Raw genomic sequence first — 18,985 nt, 5'->3', positions numbered from 1 at the left:
GAGACCCTTGGAGTCCAGTGACCGCCTACGGAAAGCCACGCAGTGACCGCCACGGACCGCTCTCTCGAACTCATCAACACGGCCGCCCAGGCGGCCGCCGACAAGCTCGCGCACGACATCATCGCCTACGACGTCAGTGACGTGCTGTCGATCACGGACGCCTTCCTCCTCGCCTCCGCGCCCAACGACCGCCAGGTCAAGTCGATCGTGGACGAGATCGAGGAGCGGCTCCTGAAGGACCTCGGTGCCAAGCCGGTGCGCCGCGAGGGCGACCGCGAGGCCCGCTGGGTCCTGCTCGACTACGTCGACATCGTCGTCCACGTCCAGCACAGCGAGGAGCGCGTCTTCTACGCCCTGGAGCGGCTGTGGAAGGACTGCCCCGAACTCGAGCTGCCCGAGGACGCCCGCGCGACCCGCGGCAAGGCCGAGGAGCACGCCAAGCTCCAGGCCGCCGAGGACGCCGACCAGCCGGGTGGTGACTGGGCATGAGCGCCACGGGTGAGGTGAGCGACCGCAGGGGCCGGGGCCGCCGCGTCATCCTGTGGCGCCACGGCCAGACCGCCTGGAACGTGGAGCGCCGCTTCCAGGGCACCACCGACGTCGCGCTGACCGAGACCGGCGTGGCCCAGGCCCGCCGCGCGGCCCGGCTGCTGGCCTCCCTCGGGCCCGACGCGATCATCGCCTCGGACCTGTCGCGCGCCGCGGACACGGCCGCCGAGCTGGCCGCGCTCACCGGCCTTGAGGTGACCCACGACGAGGCGCTGCGCGAGACGTACGCGGGCGTGTGGCAGGGGCTCACCCACGAGGAGATCGTCGCCCGCCACGGTGAGGAGTACGCCGCGTGGAAGCGCGGCGAGCCGGTGCGCCGCGGCGGCGGCGAACTGGAGACCGAGGTCGCCGACCGCGCCGCTCCGGTCGTGCTGCGGCACGCGGAGAAGCTGCCCGACGACGGCACGCTGGTGGTGGTCAGCCACGGCGGCACCATCCGCACCACCATCGGCCGGCTGCTCGGCCTGGACGCGCCCAACTGGGAGAGTCTCGGCGGCCTGTCCAACTGCTGCTGGTCGGTCCTCGGCGAGGGTGCCCGCGGCTGGCGCCTGCTCGAGCACAACGCCGGCACGCTGCCCGAGCCGGTCCTCGGCGACGACGACTGAGCCCCCGCGGCGGCGACGGGCCCGGATTTCACTTTCTGGCAGGTCACAGGCTAAAGTTCTTCTTGTTCGCCCGCCGAGCGGGAAGAACGAGGGGCTATAGCTCAGTTGGTAGAGCGCCTGCATGGCATGCAGGAGGTCAGGAGTTCAATTCTCCTTAGCTCCACAGATCGACCTGATCGAGATCGGCACTCTGTTGAGTTGTCAAAGATCGTGGTCGTAGATCGACGCAAGAGGATCCCGTCCCGGCAGGGGCGGGATTTTTCATTGCCCCGCCCGCACCCCGCTCTCCGGCGCTCCTTCCTCGCGCGCCCCGCCGCACAGGCGCCGCAGCAGGTCCGTGCGCCGCTCGGTCTCCTCGTCGTCCGGCGTGTAGACGACGATCCGGCACTCGGGCATCCCGTCGACCGACAGCGACAGGGACGTCATCCGCAGCTCGCCCACCGCCGCGTGCCGGAAGACCTTCACGCGGCGGTCCCGCTTCGCCACGTCACCGGCCCGCCACAGCCGTGCGAACTCCGGGCTCGCCGCCGACAGCCGGGATATGAACTCCTCCCAGGACGGCTCCCCGGCGTGCAGCCCGTACGCCGCCCGCAGGGTCGCCACCATCATCGGCAGCTCCGTCTCCCGGAACATCAGCGGGCAGCGCTCCTCCGGCACGGTGAACAGCGTCCACAGCGCGTTCCGCGGGGTGCCCAGGTCGCCGCCGTCCAGGAACAGGTCGCGGTAGACCTGGTTGGCGGCCAGGATGTCGTAGCGCGCGTTGTAGACCACCGCCGGGCGCGGCACGAGCGCGTCGATGACGCCCTGGACCTCGGGCCCCACGCTCTGCGCCGGCGGCCCCGGCACCGGCGTGTACGGCACCTCGGCCAGGTGGTACAGGTGCTCCCGCTCGGGCGCGTCCAGCCGCAGCGTGCGCGCCACGGCGTCCAGCACCTGCGCCGAGGCGTTGATCGGCCGGCCCTGCTCCAGCCACGTGTACCAGGTCACCCCGACGCCCGAGAGCTGGGCGACCTCCTCGCGGCGCAGTCCCGGTGTCCGCCGCCGCAGCCCCGGTGGCATCCCCACGTCCGCCGGTGTCACCCGGGCCCGCCTGCCGCGCAGGAAGGCCGCCAGCTCGCTCCGGCGCCGCTGTGTCGTCCGTGCCGTCCGCATCCGCACGTCCCCCATCGTCGCGTCCCCCGTGGCCACGTGGCCCGTCGTCACGTCCCCCATGGTCGAAGCCCCTCCCCGTTCCTGCCAGGTGCTGTCAGTACCAGCATCGGCGGGCTCTCGGCACCCGTATCGAGGTGTCGTCACGCTCGACGGCATGACGACCACACCCCGAACGGGCCCCGTCTCCGTGCCCGCTCCGATCGCTACACACAGTGAACACCCTGCCACTGACAACGGCCCCCGGCGGCTCCTCGCCGTCGTGCTCACGGCCCAGTTCATGGCCTCGCTCGACGTCTTCATCGTGAACGTCGCCGCCCCCACCATCGGTTCCGACCTGCACGCCTCCGGCGCCGACCTGCAGCTCGTCGTGGCCGGCTACGTGATCGCCTACTCCGTGCTGCTGATCACCGGGGCCCGGCTCGGCGACCGCTTCGGGCACGGCCGGGTCCACCTCGTCGGGCTCGCCCTGTTCACCACCGCCTCGCTCGCCTGCGGCCTGGCCCAGGGCGTCAGCGAGCTGATCGTCTTCCGGCTCGTGCAGGGCGCCGGTTCGGCGGTGATGATCCCGCAGGTGCTCAGCCTGATCCAGCGGTCCTTCGCCGGTGAGGCCCGGCTGCGGGCGGTGGGCGCCTACTCGGCGGTCCTGGCCGTCGGCGCGGCGGCCGGGCAGGTGTTCGGCGGCCTGCTGGTCAGCGTCGACCTGCTGGGCACCGGCTGGCGGCCGGTGTTCCTGGTCAACGTGCCGGTCGGCCTGGTCCTGCTGGTCCTGGGCCGCCGGGTGCTGCCGCGGGGCGGCGGGGTCACGTCGGCGCGCGCCCTGGACGGCCCCGGCCTGGTCCTGCTCGGCGCGGCCGTCTCCCTGGTCACGGTGCCGCTCGTGCTCGGCCAGGAGGAGGACTGGCCACTGTGGTCCTGGCTGTCCATGGCGGCCGGCGCGGTCGTCTTCGCACTGTTCTGCCGCTACGAGGCCCGGCTGGCCCGGCGCGGCGGCGCCCCGCTGGTCCCGCCCCGGGTGCTGCGCCACTCCGGCATGGGCCTGGCCGTGCTGCGCATCGGCGCGGTCATGGCGGTCAACGGCGGCTTCCTGTTCGTGCTCACCCTGCACCTCCAGGGCGGCCTCGGCTACAGCGCGCTGCGCGCCGGCCTGACCTTCGCGCCGACCGCGGCCGTGTTCGGTGTGGTCGGGCTCACCTGGCGCCGCTGGCCCGCGGTGTGCCAACGCGCGCTGATCCCGGCCGGGTTCACGCTGACCGCGCTGTCCGTGGCCGGTGTCGGCCTCGCCCTGCGCCACGGCAGCCACGGCGGAGCCTGGGTCTACCTCGCCTACTTGGGCGTCGGCGCGGGGCTGGCGCTGGCCTTCAGCCCCACGCTGGCCCGGGCCCTGGCCGGAGTGCGGCCCGAGGACGCCGCCGACGCCAGCGGACTGCTCGCCACGGTCACCCAGCTCGGCCAGCTGATCGGTGTGGCGGCCTTCGGCACACTGTTCTTCGACCGGCTTGAGTCACTCGGGGCCCGGCAGGCGTATACCTCTTCGGACGCGCTGATGACCTGCATGTCCGCGCTCGCGGCGACGGCCGCCCTGGGTGCCGTGTCCGGACTGGTACTGAGGCGTCGCTGACCGTATTGGCCCGGCCGTGGCAGAATCAAACGGCCGGAAGGGGGCGCGGCCCGACGGGAGGGAGGAGCGATGCCTGCGAGCATCCTCGAGGAGGGCGGTCACCTCCTCGACGCGGGACCGACAAGGGACACGGTCACGCGGCTCAGCTGCCCCTCCTGCGGTTCCGCCCACGTGGCCCAGGTCCTCGGGGACAACGGCGGTGTCTCGTACGTGTGCACGTCCTGCGGCCACAGCTGGAGCTGATCGATGGGTGCACACAGGCGGAAGTGCGACTGGTGCGGGAGCGGCAACCCGATCGTCCGCGACATGGAGCCGGTCAATCCCGACTACCAGTACTGGTGCGAGGAATGCGCGCGGGCGCTGATCATAAAAGGCGACCCCATCGAGACGTACCGCGAACTCGAGGGCGAGCCGATCTACGGGCGCCTCCTGGAGGAGCACTGCACCCTCAAGCGGTTCTACTCGTTCGTGACGGCCTAGGCGGCCGTGGGAGCAGGGGCGAGCGGGGCGGTCCGGGCCCGGCGAAACCGATTTGGTGTTGCACCCCCCGGACCGTGTAATGTTGGCGTCGCCGCCGGGGAGACCGGGCGGACAAGCCGAAAGCGCGGCTCGGCCGCGTGGCGCAAGGGGCTATAGCTCAGTTGGTAGAGCGCCTGCATGGCATGCAGGAGGTCAGGAGTTCAATTCTCCTTAGCTCCACAGTGGGTGAAGGCGGGTCATCGTGAGATGGCCCGTCTTCTTCGTGTCCGCACGCGTACGCGCGTAGGCGTGGCCGTGGACGACGCCGGCGGGCCGCCCCCCGGACAGGGGCGGCCCGCCGCACGCGCGCGTACCGCGTCAGCGGCCCAGGGCGCGCCGGCCGCGGCCCTGGGAGAGGACGGGGAGGTTGCGGGAGGGCGCCTGTCCCCGGGTGTCCTCCTCGATGCGCAGGGCGAGCGCCGGGCAACGGCGCACCGCGCGCAGCGCCTTGGCCTCGGCGTAGCGCGGCACCTTGGCCTGGGCGACCGTGGGGAAGCCGTCGGCGCCGAGCTGGAAGACCTCCGGCAGGATGTCGGCGCACAGGCCGTGACCGCGGCACAGGGTCCAGTCGACGAAGATCTTCTGACGGCTGGGGCCGTTCTCCTCGGCCTCGCCGCCGCCCGGGATGCCCGTGGGTGCCTTGCCGCCCTCGAAGAGCGGCAGAACGCCCTCCACGGGCCGTCCGCAGCCGTTGCCCAGGACATGGGCGGCCAGGTCGTCGGTGAACGCCTTGATCGTCGACTCGAGGAACATCGCGGAGCCGTCGGGGTGGGAGCACGCGCCGCGCCGCTTGACGTTCTTGGCGACCTGCTTGAGCGCTTCGAGAGCGGCGGGACCGCCGCCGTTGATGATGTCCTCCATGCCGCGCGCGGCGGCCGGCAGGCCCAGGTAGCAGGGGCCGCACTGGCCCGCGCTCTCCTCCGCCAGCCACTGCGCCACGCGGAGCGACTCGCCGAGCGGGCAGGTCTCCTGGCTGATCGGCAGGATGGCGCCGGCGCCCAGCGAACCGCCCACCGCGTCCAGGGAGTTGCGGGAGACCACCGCCTCGTCGACGGTGGCCGCGTCGATCCACTTGCCGTGGTATCCGCCGGTCAGCACGCCCTGGGGGACCGGCGGGGCGCCGGCGAGCTGCAGGACGTAGCGCAGCGGCACGCCCGTGGGGACCTCGATCACCATGGGCCGGGCGACGGCCCCCGAGACGGTGAGCATCACGGTGCCCGGCTCGTCGTACAGGCCGGTGTTGCCGTAGCGCTCGGGGCCGATGCGGGCGGCGATGGCGAGCTGCGCGAACGTCTCGGCGTTGGACAGCAGGGTCGGCGCGCCGCCCACGCCGTTCTGCGAGGCGCTGGTCTTGCGGCCTGGCGGGATGGCGGGGCCGCCGTCGATCGAGCGGACCAGCGACGCGGCGGCGCCGGTGACCATGCGCACCGGGTTGCGCTGCACGAAGGCGCGCAGCGCGGAGCGGCGGCTGTTGCTCAGGCCCCGCTCCGCGAGCGCCGCCTCCATGGAGCGCTGGGTGGACTCACGGGTGACCCCCACCACGAGCGTGCGGGCGCCGAGCGCCTCTGCGCACAGCAGGGCGCCGTCCAGGATGAGGTGCGGGGCACGGTTGATGAGCACCGTGTCCTTGCGGCAGGCCGGTTCGTCCTCGCTGCCGTTGATGACGACGACCGGCCGCACCCCGCGCTTGATCGCCGCGTCGGCGACGGACCGCAGCTTCCGGTGGAAGGGGAAGCCCGCGCCGCCACGGCCCCTGAGGTTGATGCGCTCGGCGAGCTGGGCGAGCTTCTCGCCGCCGATGGGTTCGAGCGGCCCGTGCACCTTCAGGTGCATGGGCAGGTCGAGTCGTTCCACAAGGTCGAAGCCCGACGTGAGTTGCGGAAGGCCGACCACGCGGACTTCCGGGACGTCGGGCAGGGCCTCGTTCACCTATAGCCTCCGGAAGGCGTGTTCCAAGGTTCGCCCGAACCCGGCGCGTCGAAGGACGCCCCGGGGGATGGTTCATTGGCGGGACCGCTGTTGTACGTGTCATTCGTGTTGTACGTGCCGTACCGGGTGTTCGTCTCACCGGTGTCGTACATGTCACTTCCGCCGTATCCGGCGGCGCCCGGATTGCCATAGACGGGGATGGTGTACCCGGTGTCCTGCAGCGGGTCGTACGCCGACGGGGGCGCCTCACCGACCGGCGGCGGGGACGGGATCGGCCAGCTCCCGGAGGTGCTGCCGCCGGAGTCGACCCGCGGCATCGCCTCCGTGGCCTGCAGGTCGAACGGCACGTCCGTGCGGGCCGTCCGGTCGGGATACGGCTGCTGCCCGCGCGGGGGCGTGGCCACGGCGCGGTAGGCGGCCGCGAAGCCGTTCGCCGGCTCGGGGTCAGGGGTGCCGAACAGCGACGACGCCCGGGATGCCCCGCGCGTGGAGCCCGTGTCGGCGCGGCCGGAGCGGTCCCCGCGGCCGGACCGGTCGGCGCGGCCGCCGCGGCTCTCGTAGCCGGGCAGGCCGGAGCCGCTCTCGGCGGCCCGGGCGCGGCTGTCCTGCAGCTCCTCGCGCGCGGAGCGCTCCTCGCTGCCGATCACTGCGGCGATGCGGTCGGCCACCCTGCGCTTGAACGGGCGCGGGGCGGCGCGCAGGGCGAGCGCGCCGATGACGCCGACCAGGCACAGCTCGTAGGCGAACATGAAGAACGGCTTGGCGGCGCGGCCCGCGAACAGGCCGTGGATCAGCGCGGCGCACAGGGCCGGGTAGGCGAGCATGTGCATCGCGCGCCAGCGGGCCGCCACGGGCGCGGGCGAGGCGAACTGGTTGCGCAGCGCGCCGGTGACGCCCACGAAGATCATGAGCAGCGCCGCCAGCGAGCCCAGGCCGATCAGGCCGCCGCTGCCCTCGACCCCCAGGCTGAACGGGATCAGCGCGGCGATCAGGACGGTGTGCTCCAGCGCCAGCTTGATGGTGATGTGGACGAGGAGGAACGCGATCGAGGCGACCGCGGTCACCCGGTGGACGCCCTGCGCCACGATCCGCTGGCGCGTGTTGAGGATGAGCCGGTCCTGGGCGACGAGTCCCCAGATCACCGACGAGGTGAGGCTGACCAGGGACAGCACGCCCGCGCCGAAGTCGAGGAACCTCTGGAGCCAGTCGCCTCCGAGCAACACGACCGCGGGTATGAGCAGCAGGACGACAGCCGTCGCCACCCCGTAGGCCGATCGGCCCGGCCTGGGGAGCGAGGTGGTACTACGACGAGGGTTCATGGGGGCAACTCCGAAGCGGTTCGGGAAAGCGGTCCCGCTGCCGAACTGTAAGTGGCGCCATACCGATCAGTAGGAGGTTTGAGTCATTGCGTTGTCATCTATGGGCGGCGCGCCGGTTCTGGTGTCCTTTAGCGGCTGTTACGCGAAGTAATCCTCGACCTGGGTCCAGCGGTCCTCCCCGAGAGCGACGTGTCTCCCAGGCATACGCAAGCGCGTCGCAGCTTGCTCAAGGGCTGCGGTACCCTAGCGCCATGCGTGCCGTACGCCTTCTGCTTAGCGGGCCGCGCTGATCAGTCCCGACCACCGCACGGATCGTGGTCGGCATCGGCGCGGCGTCCCCTCCTGTGCGAGGGGATTTTTCGTTTCTAGAACGCACAGCCGCCGGCAGAGACGATCGATGGAGCTTTGAGGATCATGAGCGAGACGAACTCCGCTGCCCCCGCAGAGGTGGCCGCGCCGCACCGCTACACGGCGGCCCTGGCCGCCGACATCGAGGCACGCTGGCAGGACTTCTGGGACGCCGAGGGGACGTACGCCGCGCCCAACCCCAAGGGTGACCTGGCGGGCGATCCGGAGCTGGTCGCCAGGCCCAAGAAGTTCATCATGGACATGTTCCCGTACCCCTCGGGTGCGGGCCTGCACGTCGGCCACCCGCTGGGCTACATCGCCACCGACGTCTACGCGCGCTTCCAGCGCATGACCGGCCACAACGTCCTGCACACCCTGGGCTTCGACGCCTTCGGCCTGCCCGCCGAGCAGTACGCCGTGCAGACCGGCACGCACCCGCGCGTGTCCACCGAGGCCAACATCGAGAACATGAAGGCCCAGCTGCGCCGGCTGGGCCTGGGCCACGACAAGCGCCGGTCGTTCGCCACGATCGACCCGGACTACTACAAGTGGACCCAGTGGATCTTCCTGCAGATCTTCAACTCCTGGTACGACCCGGAGGCCGGCAAGGCCCGCCCGATCGCCGACCTGGTCGCCCAGTTCGCGTCCGGTGAGCGCCCCGTCCCGGCCGCCGACGGCTCCCCGCGCGCGTGGAGCGAGCTGAGCGCCGTCGAGAAGGCCGACGTCCTGGGCGAGTACCGGCTGGCCTACGCCTCCGACGCGCCGGTCAACTGGTGCCCTGGCCTGGGCACCGTGCTGGCCAACGAGGAGGTCACCGCCGACGGCCGCTCCGAACGCGGCAACTTCCCGGTCTTCAAGGCCAAGCTGCGTCAGTGGAACATGCGCATCACCGCCTACGCCGACCGGCTGCTGGAGGACCTGGACGCGCTGGACTGGCCCGAGGCCATCAAGCTGCAGCAGCGCAACTGGATCGGCCGCAGCGAGGGCGCCCGCGTCGACTTCCCGATCGACGGCGAGCGCATCACCGTCTTCACCACGCGCCCGGACACCCTGTTCGGCGCCACCTACATGGTGCTGGCCCCCGAGCACCCGCTGGTCGAGAAGTTCACCCCGGACACCTGGCCCGAGGGCACGCACGAGGCGTGGACCGGCGGCCACGCCACGCCCGCCGACGCCGTCGCCGCCTACCGCGCGCAGGCCGCCTCCAAGTCCGACGTCGAGCGCCAGGCCGAGGCCAAGGACAAGACCGGCGTCTTCATCGGCGCGTACGCGACCAACCCGGTGAACGGCGAGCGCATCCCCGTCTTCATCGCCGACTACGTCCTGATGGGCTACGGCACCGGCGCGATCATGGCCGTCCCGGCCCACGACAGCCGGGACTTCGCGTTCGCGCGCGCCTTCGAGCTGCCGATCCGCTGCGTCGTCGAGCCGACCGACGGCCGCGGCACGGACACCTCCACGTGGGACGACGCCTTCGTCTCCTACGACGCGACGATCGTCAACTCCGCGCAGGAGGACGTCTCCCTGGACGGCCTGGGCGTGGTCGAGGCCAAGGCGCGCGTCACCGAGTGGCTGGAGCGCCGGGGCATCGGCGAGGGCACCGTCAACTTCCGCCTGCGCGACTGGCTGTTCAGCCGCCAGCGCTACTGGGGCGAGCCCTTCCCGATCGTCTACGACGAGGACGGCGTCGCCCACGCGCTGCCCGAGTCGATGCTGCCGCTGGAGCTGCCCGAGGTCGAGGACTACAGTCCGCGCACCTTCGACCCGGACGACGCCGACACCCAGCCCGAGACGCCGCTGTCGCGCAACGAGGACTGGGTCCACGTCACCCTGGACCTGGGCGACGGCCCCAAGCGGTACCGCCGCGAGACCAACACCATGCCCAACTGGGCCGGTTCCTGCTGGTACGAGTTCCGCTACCTGGACCCGCACAACGCCGAGCAGCTGGTCGACCCCGAGATCGAGCAGTACTGGATGGGCCCGCGCGAGGGCCTGCCGCACGGCGGTGTCGACCTGTACGTCGGCGGCGCCGAGCACGCCGTGCTGCACCTGCTGTACGCGCGCTTCTGGTCCAAGGTCCTGTACGACCTGGGGCACGTCTCCTCCGCGGAGCCGTTCCACAAGCTGTTCAACCAGGGCATGATCCAGGCCTACGTCTACCGCGACAGCCGCGGCATCGCCGTGCCGGCCGCCGAGACGGAGGAGCGCGACGGCGCCTACTACTACGAGGGCGAGAAGGTCAGCCGCCTGCTGGGCAAGATGGGCAAGTCCCTGAAGAACGCGGTGACCCCGGACGAGATCTGCGCCGAGTACGGCGCCGACACGCTGCGCCTGTACGAGATGGCGATGGGCCCGCTGGACGTCTCCCGGCCCTGGGACACGCGCGCGGTCGTCGGCCAGTTCCGGCTGCTGCAGCGGCTGTGGCGCAACATCGTCGACGAGGCGACCGGTGAGGTGACCGTCACCGACGCCGAGCCCGACGAGGACACGCTGCGCGCCCTGCACAAGGCCATCGACGGGGTGCGCGGCGACCTGGAGGGCATGCGGTTCAACACCGCCATCGCCAAGATCACCGAACTGAACAACCACCTGACCAAGGCGGGCGGCGCCGTACCGCGGTCCGTCGCCCAGGACCTGGTGCTGCTGGTCGCCCCGCTGGCCCCGCACATCGCCGAGGAGCTGTGGCGCAAGCTGGGCCACACCGGCTCCGTCGTCCACCAGGACTTCCCGGTGGCCGACCCGGCCTACGTGGTGGACGAGTCCGTGACCTGCGTCGTGCAGATCAAGGGCAAGGTCAAGGCGCGGCTGGAGGTGCCCCCGTCGATCTCCGAGGACGAGCTGGAGAAGGTGGCGCTGGCCGACGAGAACGTCGTCAAGGCGCTGGGCGGTGCGGACATCCGCAAGGTGATCGTGCGGGCGCCGAAGCTGGTGAACATCGTTCCGGCGTGACGGCCGCGTGTGCCGGGGCCGGGGCCGGGGGTGCTGAGCGCCCGGCGTGAACCGGGCGTCCGGGGTGTCCCCTACGGGACGGGCCAGGGGCTTCTACGGGCAGGTTCGGGGTTCTCATGGAACTTCGGGCCTGCCCCTCCCGTTTACCGTGGGAGAGGACAGCGGTGTGCGGCGCAACGGCCGCGCCGCGCCGGCACCGAGGAGGAGCACGTGGAAGCAGTGATCACCGTCTTCGCCCTGCTCTTCCTGCTCTTCGTGGCCCTCGGCACCTACGCCACGATCAAGGCGGTCGGCGCGGCCAAGCGCGGTGTGGACCGCACCCTCACCCAGGCCCGCCGCACCGTGGAGGACCACACCCTGCGGGCCAAGTCCTTCGCCCAGTTCGGCCCGGCCGGCGAGATCGCCCAGCTCCGGCTGAAGCTGCGCACCTCGATGCGCGCCACCCAGGACACCCTGCACGCGGGCGCCGTCGACGACGAGTCCCTCAAGGAGTCCCTCGGCCTGTTCCGGCGCCTGAGCGCGCACGGTCACGAACTCGACCAGGAGCTCAAGCGCCTCGAGACCGAGCCGGACCGGGCGACGCTCACCGCACGGCTTCCTGGCCTGCGGGAACGCACCGAGCGGATCACCGCGTCCGCGGACAACCTGCGCTGGGCGGCCCGCGACCGGGCCCGCCGGTTCGCCGACGACGACCTGGACACCCTCAGTGCGCAGATCGACGTGGAGACGGGCGCGCTGCGGCACTGGACCACCGCTGACCCCGGACCCGCCGCCGCGGCCTCCACGGGATTCCCGGGATCCCCGGGTGCCACGCCCCCCTCCGCGCAGGCACCTCCGCCGTGGCCCGAGGCTCCCGCCTCCGATCCCGCCACCGACAGCCAGACCTGGCCCGACCGGCAGACCGCGCGTGCGGCCCAGGAGCCGGACCGGCCCGCGATCACTCCACCGGCACCGCGTCCCACTTACCCTTGGCAGAAGAAACCGCGCCCCGAGAGCACCACTTGATCCGGTCAAGGGCTGTCAAGCCCTGACAGGCCGGACTGCCCCTCGCACGCTACGGCAGGTAACCTCCAGCTCATGTCCCGCCATGTCGCGATCGTCACGGATTCAACGGCCTACCTGCCGCAGCGGACGATGGAGCGCCACGGCATCACCGCGGTCCCGCTGACGGTGGTCCTCGGCGACCAGGCACTCGAAGAGGGCACCGAGATCTCGACCCGCTCCCTCGCGCAGGCACTGCAGAAGCGACGCTCCGTCACCACCTCGCGGCCCAGCCCCCAGCAGTTCGCCGAGACCTATCGCGAGGTCGCGGCCGCCGGCGCCACGGGCATCGTCTCCCTCCACCTGTCCGCCGAGCTGTCGGGCACCTACGACGCGGCGGTGGTCGCGGCCCGCGAGGCGCCCGTGCCGGTCCGGGTGGTCGACACCGGCATGGTCGCCATGGCCCTCGGGTTCTGCGCGCTCACCGCAGCCGAGACGGCGGAGGCGGGCGGCACGGTGGACGAGGCGGTCACGGCCGCGGAGAAGCGGGCCGCCGGTACGTCCGCCTACTTCTACGTCGACACCCTCGAATACCTCCGCCGCGGTGGACGCATCGGCACGGCACAGGCCCTGCTGGGTTCCGCGCTCGCGGTGAAACCGCTCCTCCAGCTCGAGAACGGCCGCATCGACCTGCTGGAGAAGGTGCGCACGGCGTCCCGGGCGATCGCGCGGCTCGAGGAACTGGTCGCCGACCGGGCGGGCAGCGCCCCCGTGGACATCGCCGTCCACCACCTGGCCGCCCCCGACCGCGCCTCGGCCCTCGCCGAGCGGCTGCGGACCCGGGTGCAGGGGCTGGCCGACCTGCACGTGAGCGAGATCGGCGCGGTCATCGGCGCGCACACCGGGCCCGGGTTGCTGGGGGTCGTGGTCTCGCCGCGGTGAGCGTGCCGGCGGCTTTCTGTGGGTTGCTTGGCGCGCGCTCTTCACGCGGGCTTTTCACCCGTGAGAGTGGTGGAGTTGTCCACAACTGAGGCGCCGTCCACGGAAATTGAGCAAGATCATCGCGCAGCGGCGATGTGTTCCATGCTCGTCGCATGGCTCTTCGATCACGCACAGTCAGCACGACCTCGACCAGTGGCCCCGGCCGGCAGCCCGGCTCCGACGGCCGCACCCACCACCGCCGCACACCGGTCCGGGAGCGCACCGCGAAGGCGCGACCCGGACACGCCTCGGCGGACGAACTCCGGCGACGGGCGCGGGTGCTCTTCGCCGAACGGGACGGTGACGGACGGCAACCACCGGACAGGAGGACGGAGTCGGGCGTCGGCGCGGACTCGGACCCGGGCCGGGACACGGGAACGGCCACGGAAACGGGCACGGGCACGGGCACCGGTATGGGTCCGATGACGGACCCCGAAGGCGCCGTCAGCCGACGAGAGCGGCTCGGGTTGGCGGTGCGGGAGCGGATGCCGCTGTGGATGCAGACCGGCTACGGGCTGGAGCGGCGCAGTGTGATGGCGCTGGCCGTCGTGCTGGCCGCCGCGGTCGTCTTCGCCGTTCAGCACTTCTGGAGCGGGCGTACCCAGACCGTGTCGGCGCCGGAAGTGGTGAAGGCGGTGGCCCCCTATGACAAGGCGTCCGCCGGGCCGACCGCTTCGGCGACGGGAGTGACGGGCGGCCTGCCGCCATCCCCGCAGTCCAGCAGCTCGCCCGACATCGTGGTGGACGTCAGTGGCAAGGTCAGGAAGCCGGGCATCCACCGCCTCCCGGCCGGCTCCCGGGTGGCCGACGCCCTGCGGGCGGCCGGCGGGGTGCGACCGGGGACGGACACCGACAGCCTCAACCGGGCCCGGTTCCTCGTGGACGGGGAGCAGGTCGCAGTGGGGATCCCCGGGGCAGCGCCGGGGGCGCCGTCGGGCGCGGGCGCCGGTGCGGGCGGCGTCGCGGGCTCGGTCGCGGGTGGGTTGGGCGGCGCCGGTGCGGGAGCCGCGCCCGGGGCCCCGATCTCGCTGAGCACGGCCACGGTCGAGCAGCTCGACACCCTGCCCGGCGTGGGACCCGTGCTCGCCCAGCACATCGTCGACTACCGCACCCGGCACGGTGGTTTCCGCTCGGTCGACGAGCTGCGCGAGGTCAACGGCATCGGCGAACGCCGCTTCGCCGACCTGCGGAACCTCGTACGGCCATGAGTACGGACACGGACACGGGTAGGGACACGGACCCGGATACGCACATGGGTGGCACGAGCAGAACCCACGTCGGAGCGGCCGAGGAAACCGTGTCCCATGACCGGAACCGAAACACCCCGCACGCCGATCACGGCCCGGTCGACCTGCGCATGGTCCCGCTCGCCCTCGCGGCCTGGGCGACCGCCGCGCTCACCTTGGACGCGGCCGCCGTGGTGGTGACCGGGCTGGTCGTGGCGTGCCTCGTGACGGCAGCCGTGCTGCTGGCACGAGGGCACGCAGCCGGTAGCTCGTCGGCCGGGGACGCAGCCGGTCGCTCGATCCACCAGTTCGGGCGTTGTTGGTCGAGGGTGACCGTGGGCGGGGTGCTGTTGTGCGTGGCCGCGGCTGCCGGGTCGGCCGCGCTGCACGGGGCGGACCTGCGGCGGGGGCCGGTTCCGGGGCTGGCCCGGGAGTTCGCCGGAGTGAGCGCCGAGGTGGAGTTGACCGGTGATCCGAGATTGAGCCGGCCGAGGATCAGCGGGGACCACATGATGCCGGACTCGGTGCTGATCGACGCGCGGGTGCGCCGGCTGGAGGTGCCGGGCGGCAGCGAGGTCGTGACGCGGACACCGGTGCTGCTCGTGGTGGACGTCGCCCGGCGGGGGCGGTCCGGGGCCGAAGGGCTGGGCCCGCGGGGGCCGGGGGAGTCCCCGTGGCTGAACCTGCTGCCGTCGACGCGGGTGCGGGTGCGCGGCCGGTTGGCGCCAGCCACCACCGGCGGGGACCGGTTCGCGGCGGTGCTGCGGGTCAGGGGCCAGGCGGTGCCGTCGGTGGTGGGGGAGGCGTCGGCGGCACAGCGGCTGGCGGGGCGGTTGCGGGCGGGACTGCGCGAGGCGTCCGACGGGCTTCCCGGGGACGCGCGGGCGCTGCTGCCTGGCCTGGTCGTCGGGGACACCGGGCGGATCACACCCGAGCTGGACGAGGCGTTCAAGGAGACGGACCTCGCCCACACGCTGGCCGTGTCCGGCAGCAACCTCACGATCATTCTCGCCCTGCTGATCGGACCGCCGGGACTCGCCCACCGTGTCGAGCGGCGCGGTCTGGCACCCCGGCTCGGGATCTCGCTGCGGTCGACGGCCGTGCTCGGCGGGGTGCTCACGCTGGGCTTCGTCGTGGTGTGCCGGCCCGATCCGAGCGTGGTGCGGGCCGCCGCCTGTGGGGCGATCGTGCTGCTGGCCCTGGCGACCGGTCGGCGCAGGTCGCTGATCCCGGCGCTGGCGACGGCGGTGCTGCTGCTGGTGCTGTACGACCCGTGGCTGGCCCGCAGTTACGGTTTCCTGCTGTCGGTGCTGGCCACCGGCGCGCTGCTGACGCTCGCGCCCCGCTGGAGCGAGGCGTTGCGCCGGCGTGGGGTGCCGGGGCGGCTCGCGGAGGCGCTGGCGGCCGCCGGGGCGGCGCAGGTGCTGTGCGCGCCGGTCGTCGCGGTGCTGTCGGCGCGGGTGAGCCTGGTCGCGGTGCCGTGCAATCTGCTGGTGGAGTGCGCGGTCGCGCCGGCCACGGTGCTGGGGTTCGCGGCGCTGGCGGCGGCACCGGTGGCGATGCCGGTGGCGGAGGCGCTGGCGTGGTGCGCCGGTTGGCCGGCCGTGTGGATCGCCGGGGTCGCCCGGACCGGGGCGGCGCTGCCGGGCAGCGGGGTGGACTGGCCGGGGAGCTGGACCGGTGCGCTGCTGCTGGCGCTCGTCACGGTGGGGGTGCTGGTCGTGGGGCGCAGGCTGCTCGGGCACCCGTGGCTGTGCGGGGCGTGCGGGCTGCTGCTCCTGCTGGTGGTGGTGCAGCCGCCGCCGCTGACGCGGGTGCTCACGGGCTGGCCCCCGCCGGGGTGGCGGTTCGCGATGTGCGACGTGGGGCAGGGCGACGCCACGGTGCTCGCGGCCGGGCCGGGCACCGGGGTGGTGGTGGACGCGGGCCCGGATCCGGCGCTGGTGGACCGGTGCCTGACGGCGCTCGGGATCACCCGGATCCCGCTGCTGGTGCTGACGCACTTCCACGCCGACCACGTGGCCGGGTTGCCCGGGGTGTTGCGGGGGCGGTCGGTCGGGGCGATCGAGACGACGGCGCTGGCGGAGCCCGAGGACCAGGTGGACTTCGTACGGAAGGAGGCGGCGAGGCGGAGGGTGCCGCTGGTGACGGCCGTGGCCGGGGAGCGGCGGAGGGTCGGATCGCTGGACTGGCAGGTGCTGTGGCCGCCACCACCCGCGCCCCCGACCCCGCCCCCGGGCCCGAGCCAGAACCCGTACGCGGTGCCCGTGCCGCCGGCGCCGGACGGGCCGAACGACGCCAGCGTGACCTTGCTGGTGCGGTCGGCGGGGCTGCGGGTGTTGCTGCTCGGGGACCTGGAACCCCCGTCCCAGCAGGCGCTGTTGCGGTCGCCGGCCGCCGCTCTGCTGGGCGGGGTGGATGTGCTGAAGGTGGCGCACCACGGCTCGGCCTACCAGGACCCGGAGCTGATACGGGTCGTGGCGCCGAGGCTGGCGTTGATCTCGTGCGGCGCGGACAACGGGTACGGGCATCCGGCACCGAGCACGGTCGCGGCGCTGCGGGCCGGGGGTGCGGTGGTGCTGCGGACCGACCGCGACGGGGCGTTGGCGGTCAGCGGGAAGGGAGGGGACCTGCGGGTGGCGGTGGATTGAGGGCGCGGGAGTGCGGGCGGGAGACTGGCCGCATGGATTCCGCACAGGTTGATGCCTATCTGCGTCGCATCGGGGTCGAACGGCCCGAGCTGCCCACCGCCGACGCCCTGCGTGAGCTGCACCTCGGCCACCTCAGGAGCGTGCCGTTCGAGAACCTGTCGATCCACCTCGGCGAGGAGATTCTGCTGGAGGAGGACCGGCTGGTGGACAAGGTGGTGGGCGCGGGCCGGGGCGGCTTCTGCTACGAGGTGAACGGGGCGTTCGGGGCGCTGCTGGGCGCGCTCGGGTACGAGGTCGCGCTGCTCGCGGGGCGGGTGTTCAACGAGGACCGGCTCGGGGTGCCGTACGACCACATGGCGCTGCGGGTGCGGGCGGTGGACGGGAGCGTGTGGCTGGCGGACGTGGGGTTCGGGGCGCACAGCCACCTGCCGCTGGCCTTCGAGGAGCGGGGCGAGCAAGTGGACCCGGGCGGGGTCTTCCGGATCGCGGAGGTCGGGGAGGCGGGGGAGGTGGCGGAGGCGGGGGACCTCGACGTCCTGCGGGACGGCACGCCCGAGTACCGGCTGGAGGTGCGGCCCCGTGCGCTGGGGGACTTCGTGGCCGGCGCGTGGTGGCACCGGACGTCGCCCGCGTCGCACTTCACGCGGTCGCTGGTGTGCTCGCGGGTGACGGAGGACGGGGGGAGGGTGACGTTGAGCGGGCGGCGGCTGAAGGTGACGCGGGGGGACGGGGCCGTCGAGGAGCGGGAGTTGGCACGGGACGGGGAGGTGCTGGCGGCGTACCGGGAGTGGTTCGGGATCGTGCTGGACCGGGTGCCGGTGGTGCGGGGAGCCGAGCGGCAGGGCGCGACGGGGTGAGCGGGAGAATGGGGGCGTGAGTGATGTGAGACATGTGCTGGTGCTGCCGGACCGCGATGCCGCGGACGAGGCGGTGGAGGCGTTGCGGGAACGGTTCGGGGTGCGGGAGGACCTGCGGGTGGTGCGCGACGCGTTGGCCGGGGAGGACGACGCGGAGGACGCGCAGTGGCTGGTGCCGGTGCGGGACGCGGAGGAGCGGCTGGACGCGGCGGAGCTGGACGCGCTCGCGGGCGAGTGGGAGGGGTGGCGCGAGGAGCCGTGAGCGGGCCGTGCCCGGGCGGGGTGACGGCTCGCCGTCGCTGTCGGTGGGGCGTGTCATCCTTGGGGCGATGGCCAGGAAGAGTGCGTACGAGGATGTCCTTGCCCCGGTGACGGTTGCCGTGGGGCAGGAGGAGCTGTTGCTCGATCGGGCCGTGCAGGAGGTGGTCGCGGCGGCGCGGAGCGCCGACGCCGACACCGATGTGCGCGATCTGACCTCCGACCAGGTGCAGCCCGGGACGCTCGCCGAGCTGACCAGCCCCTCGCTGTTCGCGGAGCGCAAGGTCGTCGTCGTGCGCAACGCGCAGGACCTGTCGGCCGACACGGTCAAGGACGTCAAGGCGTACCTCTCGGCGCCCGCCGAGGAGATCACGTTGGTGCTGCTGCACGCCGGCGGGGCCAAGGGCAAGGCGTTGCTGGACGCCGCGCGCAAGGCCGGGGCCCGCGAGGTGGCCTGCCCGAAGATGACCAAGCCCGCGGACCGGCTGGCCTTCGTGCGACAGGAGTTCCGGGCCACCGGCCGGTCCGCGACGCCCGAGGCGTGCCAGGCGCTGGTCGACTCCATCGGCAGCGACCTGCGGGAGCTGGCGTCCGCCGTGTCGCAGTTGGTGGCCGACGTGGAGGGGACGATCGACGAGGCCGTGGTCGGGCGGTACTACACCGGCCGGGCGGAGGCGTCGAGCTTCACCGTGGCCGACCGGGCGGTGGAGGGGCGGGCCGCCGAGGCGCTGGAGGCGCTGCGCTGGTCGCTCTCCACCGGGGTCGCGCCCGTGCTGATCACCAGTGCGCTCGCCCAGGGCGTGCGGGCCATCGGCAAGCTGTCGTCGGCGCGCGGCGGGCGCCCCGCCGACCTGGCGCGGGAGCTGGGCATGCCGCCCTGGAAGATCGACCGGGTGCGGCAGCAGATGCGGGGCTGGACCCCGGACGGTGTCGCGTACGCGCTGCGGGCCGTGGCCGAGGCCGACGCGGGCGTGAAGGGCGGCGGCGACGACCCGGAGTACGCCCTGGAGAAGGCGGTCGTGGCGATCGCCCGCGCGGCGCGT

At 72.9% G+C, this 18,985-nt stretch carries 16 protein-coding genes and 2 tRNA genes; 15 read left to right on the top strand and 3 right to left on the bottom strand.

The window, feature by feature from the left end:
- Window positions 1-42: 42 nt before the first annotated feature.
- The 3 genes from rsfS (at window position 43) to E4U92_RS01080 (ending at window position 1,317) form a co-directional block, all read left to right on the top strand.
- Complete coding sequence (gene rsfS, locus E4U92_RS01090) at window positions 43-489, top strand: ribosome silencing factor (protein WP_137298324.1); 447 nt, start codon at window positions 43-45, stop codon at window positions 487-489.
- Window positions 486-1,154 (top strand): histidine phosphatase family protein, encoded by a 669-nt coding sequence (locus E4U92_RS01085; protein ID WP_137298323.1) that lies wholly within the window; start codon window positions 486-488, stop codon window positions 1,152-1,154. The genes rsfS and E4U92_RS01085 overlap by 4 nt, the downstream gene beginning before the upstream one ends.
- A gap of 90 nt (window positions 1,155-1,244) precedes the next feature.
- Window positions 1,245-1,317, top strand: a tRNA-Ala gene (locus E4U92_RS01080).
- A gap of 98 nt (window positions 1,318-1,415) precedes the next feature.
- Here E4U92_RS01080 and E4U92_RS01075 read toward each other — a convergent pair.
- Window positions 1,416-2,321, bottom strand: a complete 906-nt coding sequence (locus E4U92_RS01075; RefSeq protein ID WP_373311477.1) for a helix-turn-helix transcriptional regulator — start codon at window positions 2,319-2,321, stop codon at window positions 1,416-1,418.
- 244 nt (window positions 2,322-2,565) lie between these two features.
- Here E4U92_RS01075 and E4U92_RS01070 point away from each other — a divergent pair, with 244 nt between their 5' ends.
- The 4 genes from E4U92_RS01070 (at window position 2,566) to E4U92_RS01055 (ending at window position 4,623) form a co-directional block, all read left to right on the top strand.
- On the top strand, window positions 2,566-3,924 hold the full coding sequence (locus tag E4U92_RS01070; protein ID WP_229862351.1) for an MFS transporter: 1,359 nt from the start codon (window positions 2,566-2,568) through the stop codon (window positions 3,922-3,924).
- A 69-nt stretch (window positions 3,925-3,993) separates the two neighbouring features.
- Entirely contained in the window at window positions 3,994-4,167 is a 174-nt protein-coding gene (locus E4U92_RS01065; protein WP_107119756.1) for a hypothetical protein, read from the top strand.
- Window positions 4,168-4,170: 3 nt separating this feature from the next.
- Window positions 4,171-4,404, top strand: a complete 234-nt coding sequence (locus E4U92_RS01060) for a hypothetical protein (protein WP_067241185.1) — start codon at window positions 4,171-4,173, stop codon at window positions 4,402-4,404.
- Between the two features lie 146 nt (window positions 4,405-4,550).
- A tRNA-Ala gene (locus tag E4U92_RS01055) sits at window positions 4,551-4,623 on the top strand.
- Between the two features lie 138 nt (window positions 4,624-4,761).
- Here E4U92_RS01055 and E4U92_RS01050 read toward each other — a convergent pair.
- Window positions 4,762-6,372, bottom strand: coding sequence for an NADH-quinone oxidoreductase subunit NuoF family protein (locus tag E4U92_RS01050; RefSeq protein WP_168725009.1), 1,611 nt, complete (start codon window positions 6,370-6,372; stop codon window positions 4,762-4,764).
- A complete protein-coding gene (locus tag E4U92_RS01045) occupies window positions 6,369-7,691 on the bottom strand; it encodes a ferric reductase-like transmembrane domain-containing protein (protein ID WP_174863629.1) in 1,323 nt (440 codons plus the stop codon). Before E4U92_RS01045 ends, E4U92_RS01050 begins: the two co-directional genes overlap by 4 nt.
- Before the next feature lie 414 nt (window positions 7,692-8,105).
- Between E4U92_RS01045 and leuS the strand changes: the two genes are divergently transcribed.
- The 8 genes from leuS to holA all read left to right on the top strand — a co-directional run.
- Window positions 8,106-10,988: a leucine--tRNA ligase gene (gene leuS, locus E4U92_RS01040; protein ID WP_137298319.1), complete on the top strand. Its 2,883-nt coding sequence runs from the start codon at window positions 8,106-8,108 to the stop codon at window positions 10,986-10,988.
- Between the two features lie 210 nt (window positions 10,989-11,198).
- A complete protein-coding gene (locus E4U92_RS01035; protein WP_137298318.1) occupies window positions 11,199-11,993 on the top strand; it encodes a hypothetical protein in 795 nt (264 codons plus the stop codon).
- 72 nt (window positions 11,994-12,065) lie between these two features.
- Window positions 12,066-12,911: a DegV family protein gene (locus tag E4U92_RS01030; RefSeq protein WP_137298317.1), complete on the top strand. Its 846-nt coding sequence runs from the start codon at window positions 12,066-12,068 to the stop codon at window positions 12,909-12,911.
- A gap of 152 nt (window positions 12,912-13,063) precedes the next feature.
- Window positions 13,064-14,158, top strand: a complete 1,095-nt coding sequence (locus E4U92_RS01025; protein ID WP_137298316.1) for a ComEA family DNA-binding protein — start codon at window positions 13,064-13,066, stop codon at window positions 14,156-14,158.
- Window positions 14,155-16,827: a ComEC/Rec2 family competence protein gene (locus E4U92_RS01020; protein ID WP_137298315.1), complete on the top strand. Its 2,673-nt coding sequence runs from the start codon at window positions 14,155-14,157 to the stop codon at window positions 16,825-16,827. The genes E4U92_RS01025 and E4U92_RS01020 overlap by 4 nt, the downstream gene beginning before the upstream one ends.
- Before the next feature lie 32 nt (window positions 16,828-16,859).
- Window positions 16,860-17,684: an arylamine N-acetyltransferase family protein gene (locus tag E4U92_RS01015; RefSeq protein ID WP_137298314.1), complete on the top strand. Its 825-nt coding sequence runs from the start codon at window positions 16,860-16,862 to the stop codon at window positions 17,682-17,684.
- Between the two features lie 16 nt (window positions 17,685-17,700).
- Window positions 17,701-17,946 (top strand): hypothetical protein, encoded by a 246-nt coding sequence (locus tag E4U92_RS01010; protein ID WP_137298313.1) that lies wholly within the window; start codon window positions 17,701-17,703, stop codon window positions 17,944-17,946.
- Between the two features lie 67 nt (window positions 17,947-18,013).
- A partial coding sequence (gene holA, locus E4U92_RS01005) for a DNA polymerase III subunit delta (protein ID WP_137298375.1) occupies window positions 18,014-18,985 on the top strand: 972 nt, incomplete at its 3' end.

This window comes from Streptomyces galbus (assembly GCF_005280195.1).
Taxonomy (GTDB): Bacteria; Actinomycetota; Actinomycetes; order Streptomycetales; family Streptomycetaceae; genus Streptomyces; species Streptomyces galbus.
This window is presented reverse-complemented; position numbering and strand designations above follow the sequence as displayed.

Excerpts from the sequence above, each read along its gene's own strand:
- E4U92_RS01075 (WP_373311477.1), bottom strand. The coding sequence starts at position 2,321 with ATGGGGGACGTGCGGATGCGGACGGCACGGACGACACAGCGGCGCCGG.
- E4U92_RS01045 (WP_174863629.1), bottom strand. The coding sequence starts at position 7,691 with ATGAACCCTCGTCGTAGTACCACCTCGCTCCCCAGGCCGGGCCGATCG.
- E4U92_RS01025 (WP_137298316.1), top strand. The coding sequence starts at position 13,064 with ATGGCTCTTCGATCACGCACAGTCAGCACGACCTCGACCAGTGGCCCC.
- E4U92_RS01085 (WP_137298323.1), top strand. The coding sequence starts at position 486 with ATGAGCGCCACGGGTGAGGTGAGCGACCGCAGGGGCCGGGGCCGCCGC.
- E4U92_RS01060 (WP_067241185.1), top strand. The coding sequence starts at position 4,171 with ATGGGTGCACACAGGCGGAAGTGCGACTGGTGCGGGAGCGGCAACCCG.
- leuS (WP_137298319.1), top strand. The coding sequence starts at position 8,106 with ATGAGCGAGACGAACTCCGCTGCCCCCGCAGAGGTGGCCGCGCCGCAC.
- E4U92_RS01030 (WP_137298317.1), top strand. The coding sequence starts at position 12,066 with ATGTCCCGCCATGTCGCGATCGTCACGGATTCAACGGCCTACCTGCCG.
- E4U92_RS01015 (WP_137298314.1), top strand. The coding sequence starts at position 16,860 with ATGGATTCCGCACAGGTTGATGCCTATCTGCGTCGCATCGGGGTCGAA.
- E4U92_RS01020 (WP_137298315.1), top strand. The coding sequence starts at position 14,155 with ATGAGTACGGACACGGACACGGGTAGGGACACGGACCCGGATACGCAC.
- E4U92_RS01065 (WP_107119756.1), top strand. The coding sequence starts at position 3,994 with ATGCCTGCGAGCATCCTCGAGGAGGGCGGTCACCTCCTCGACGCGGGA.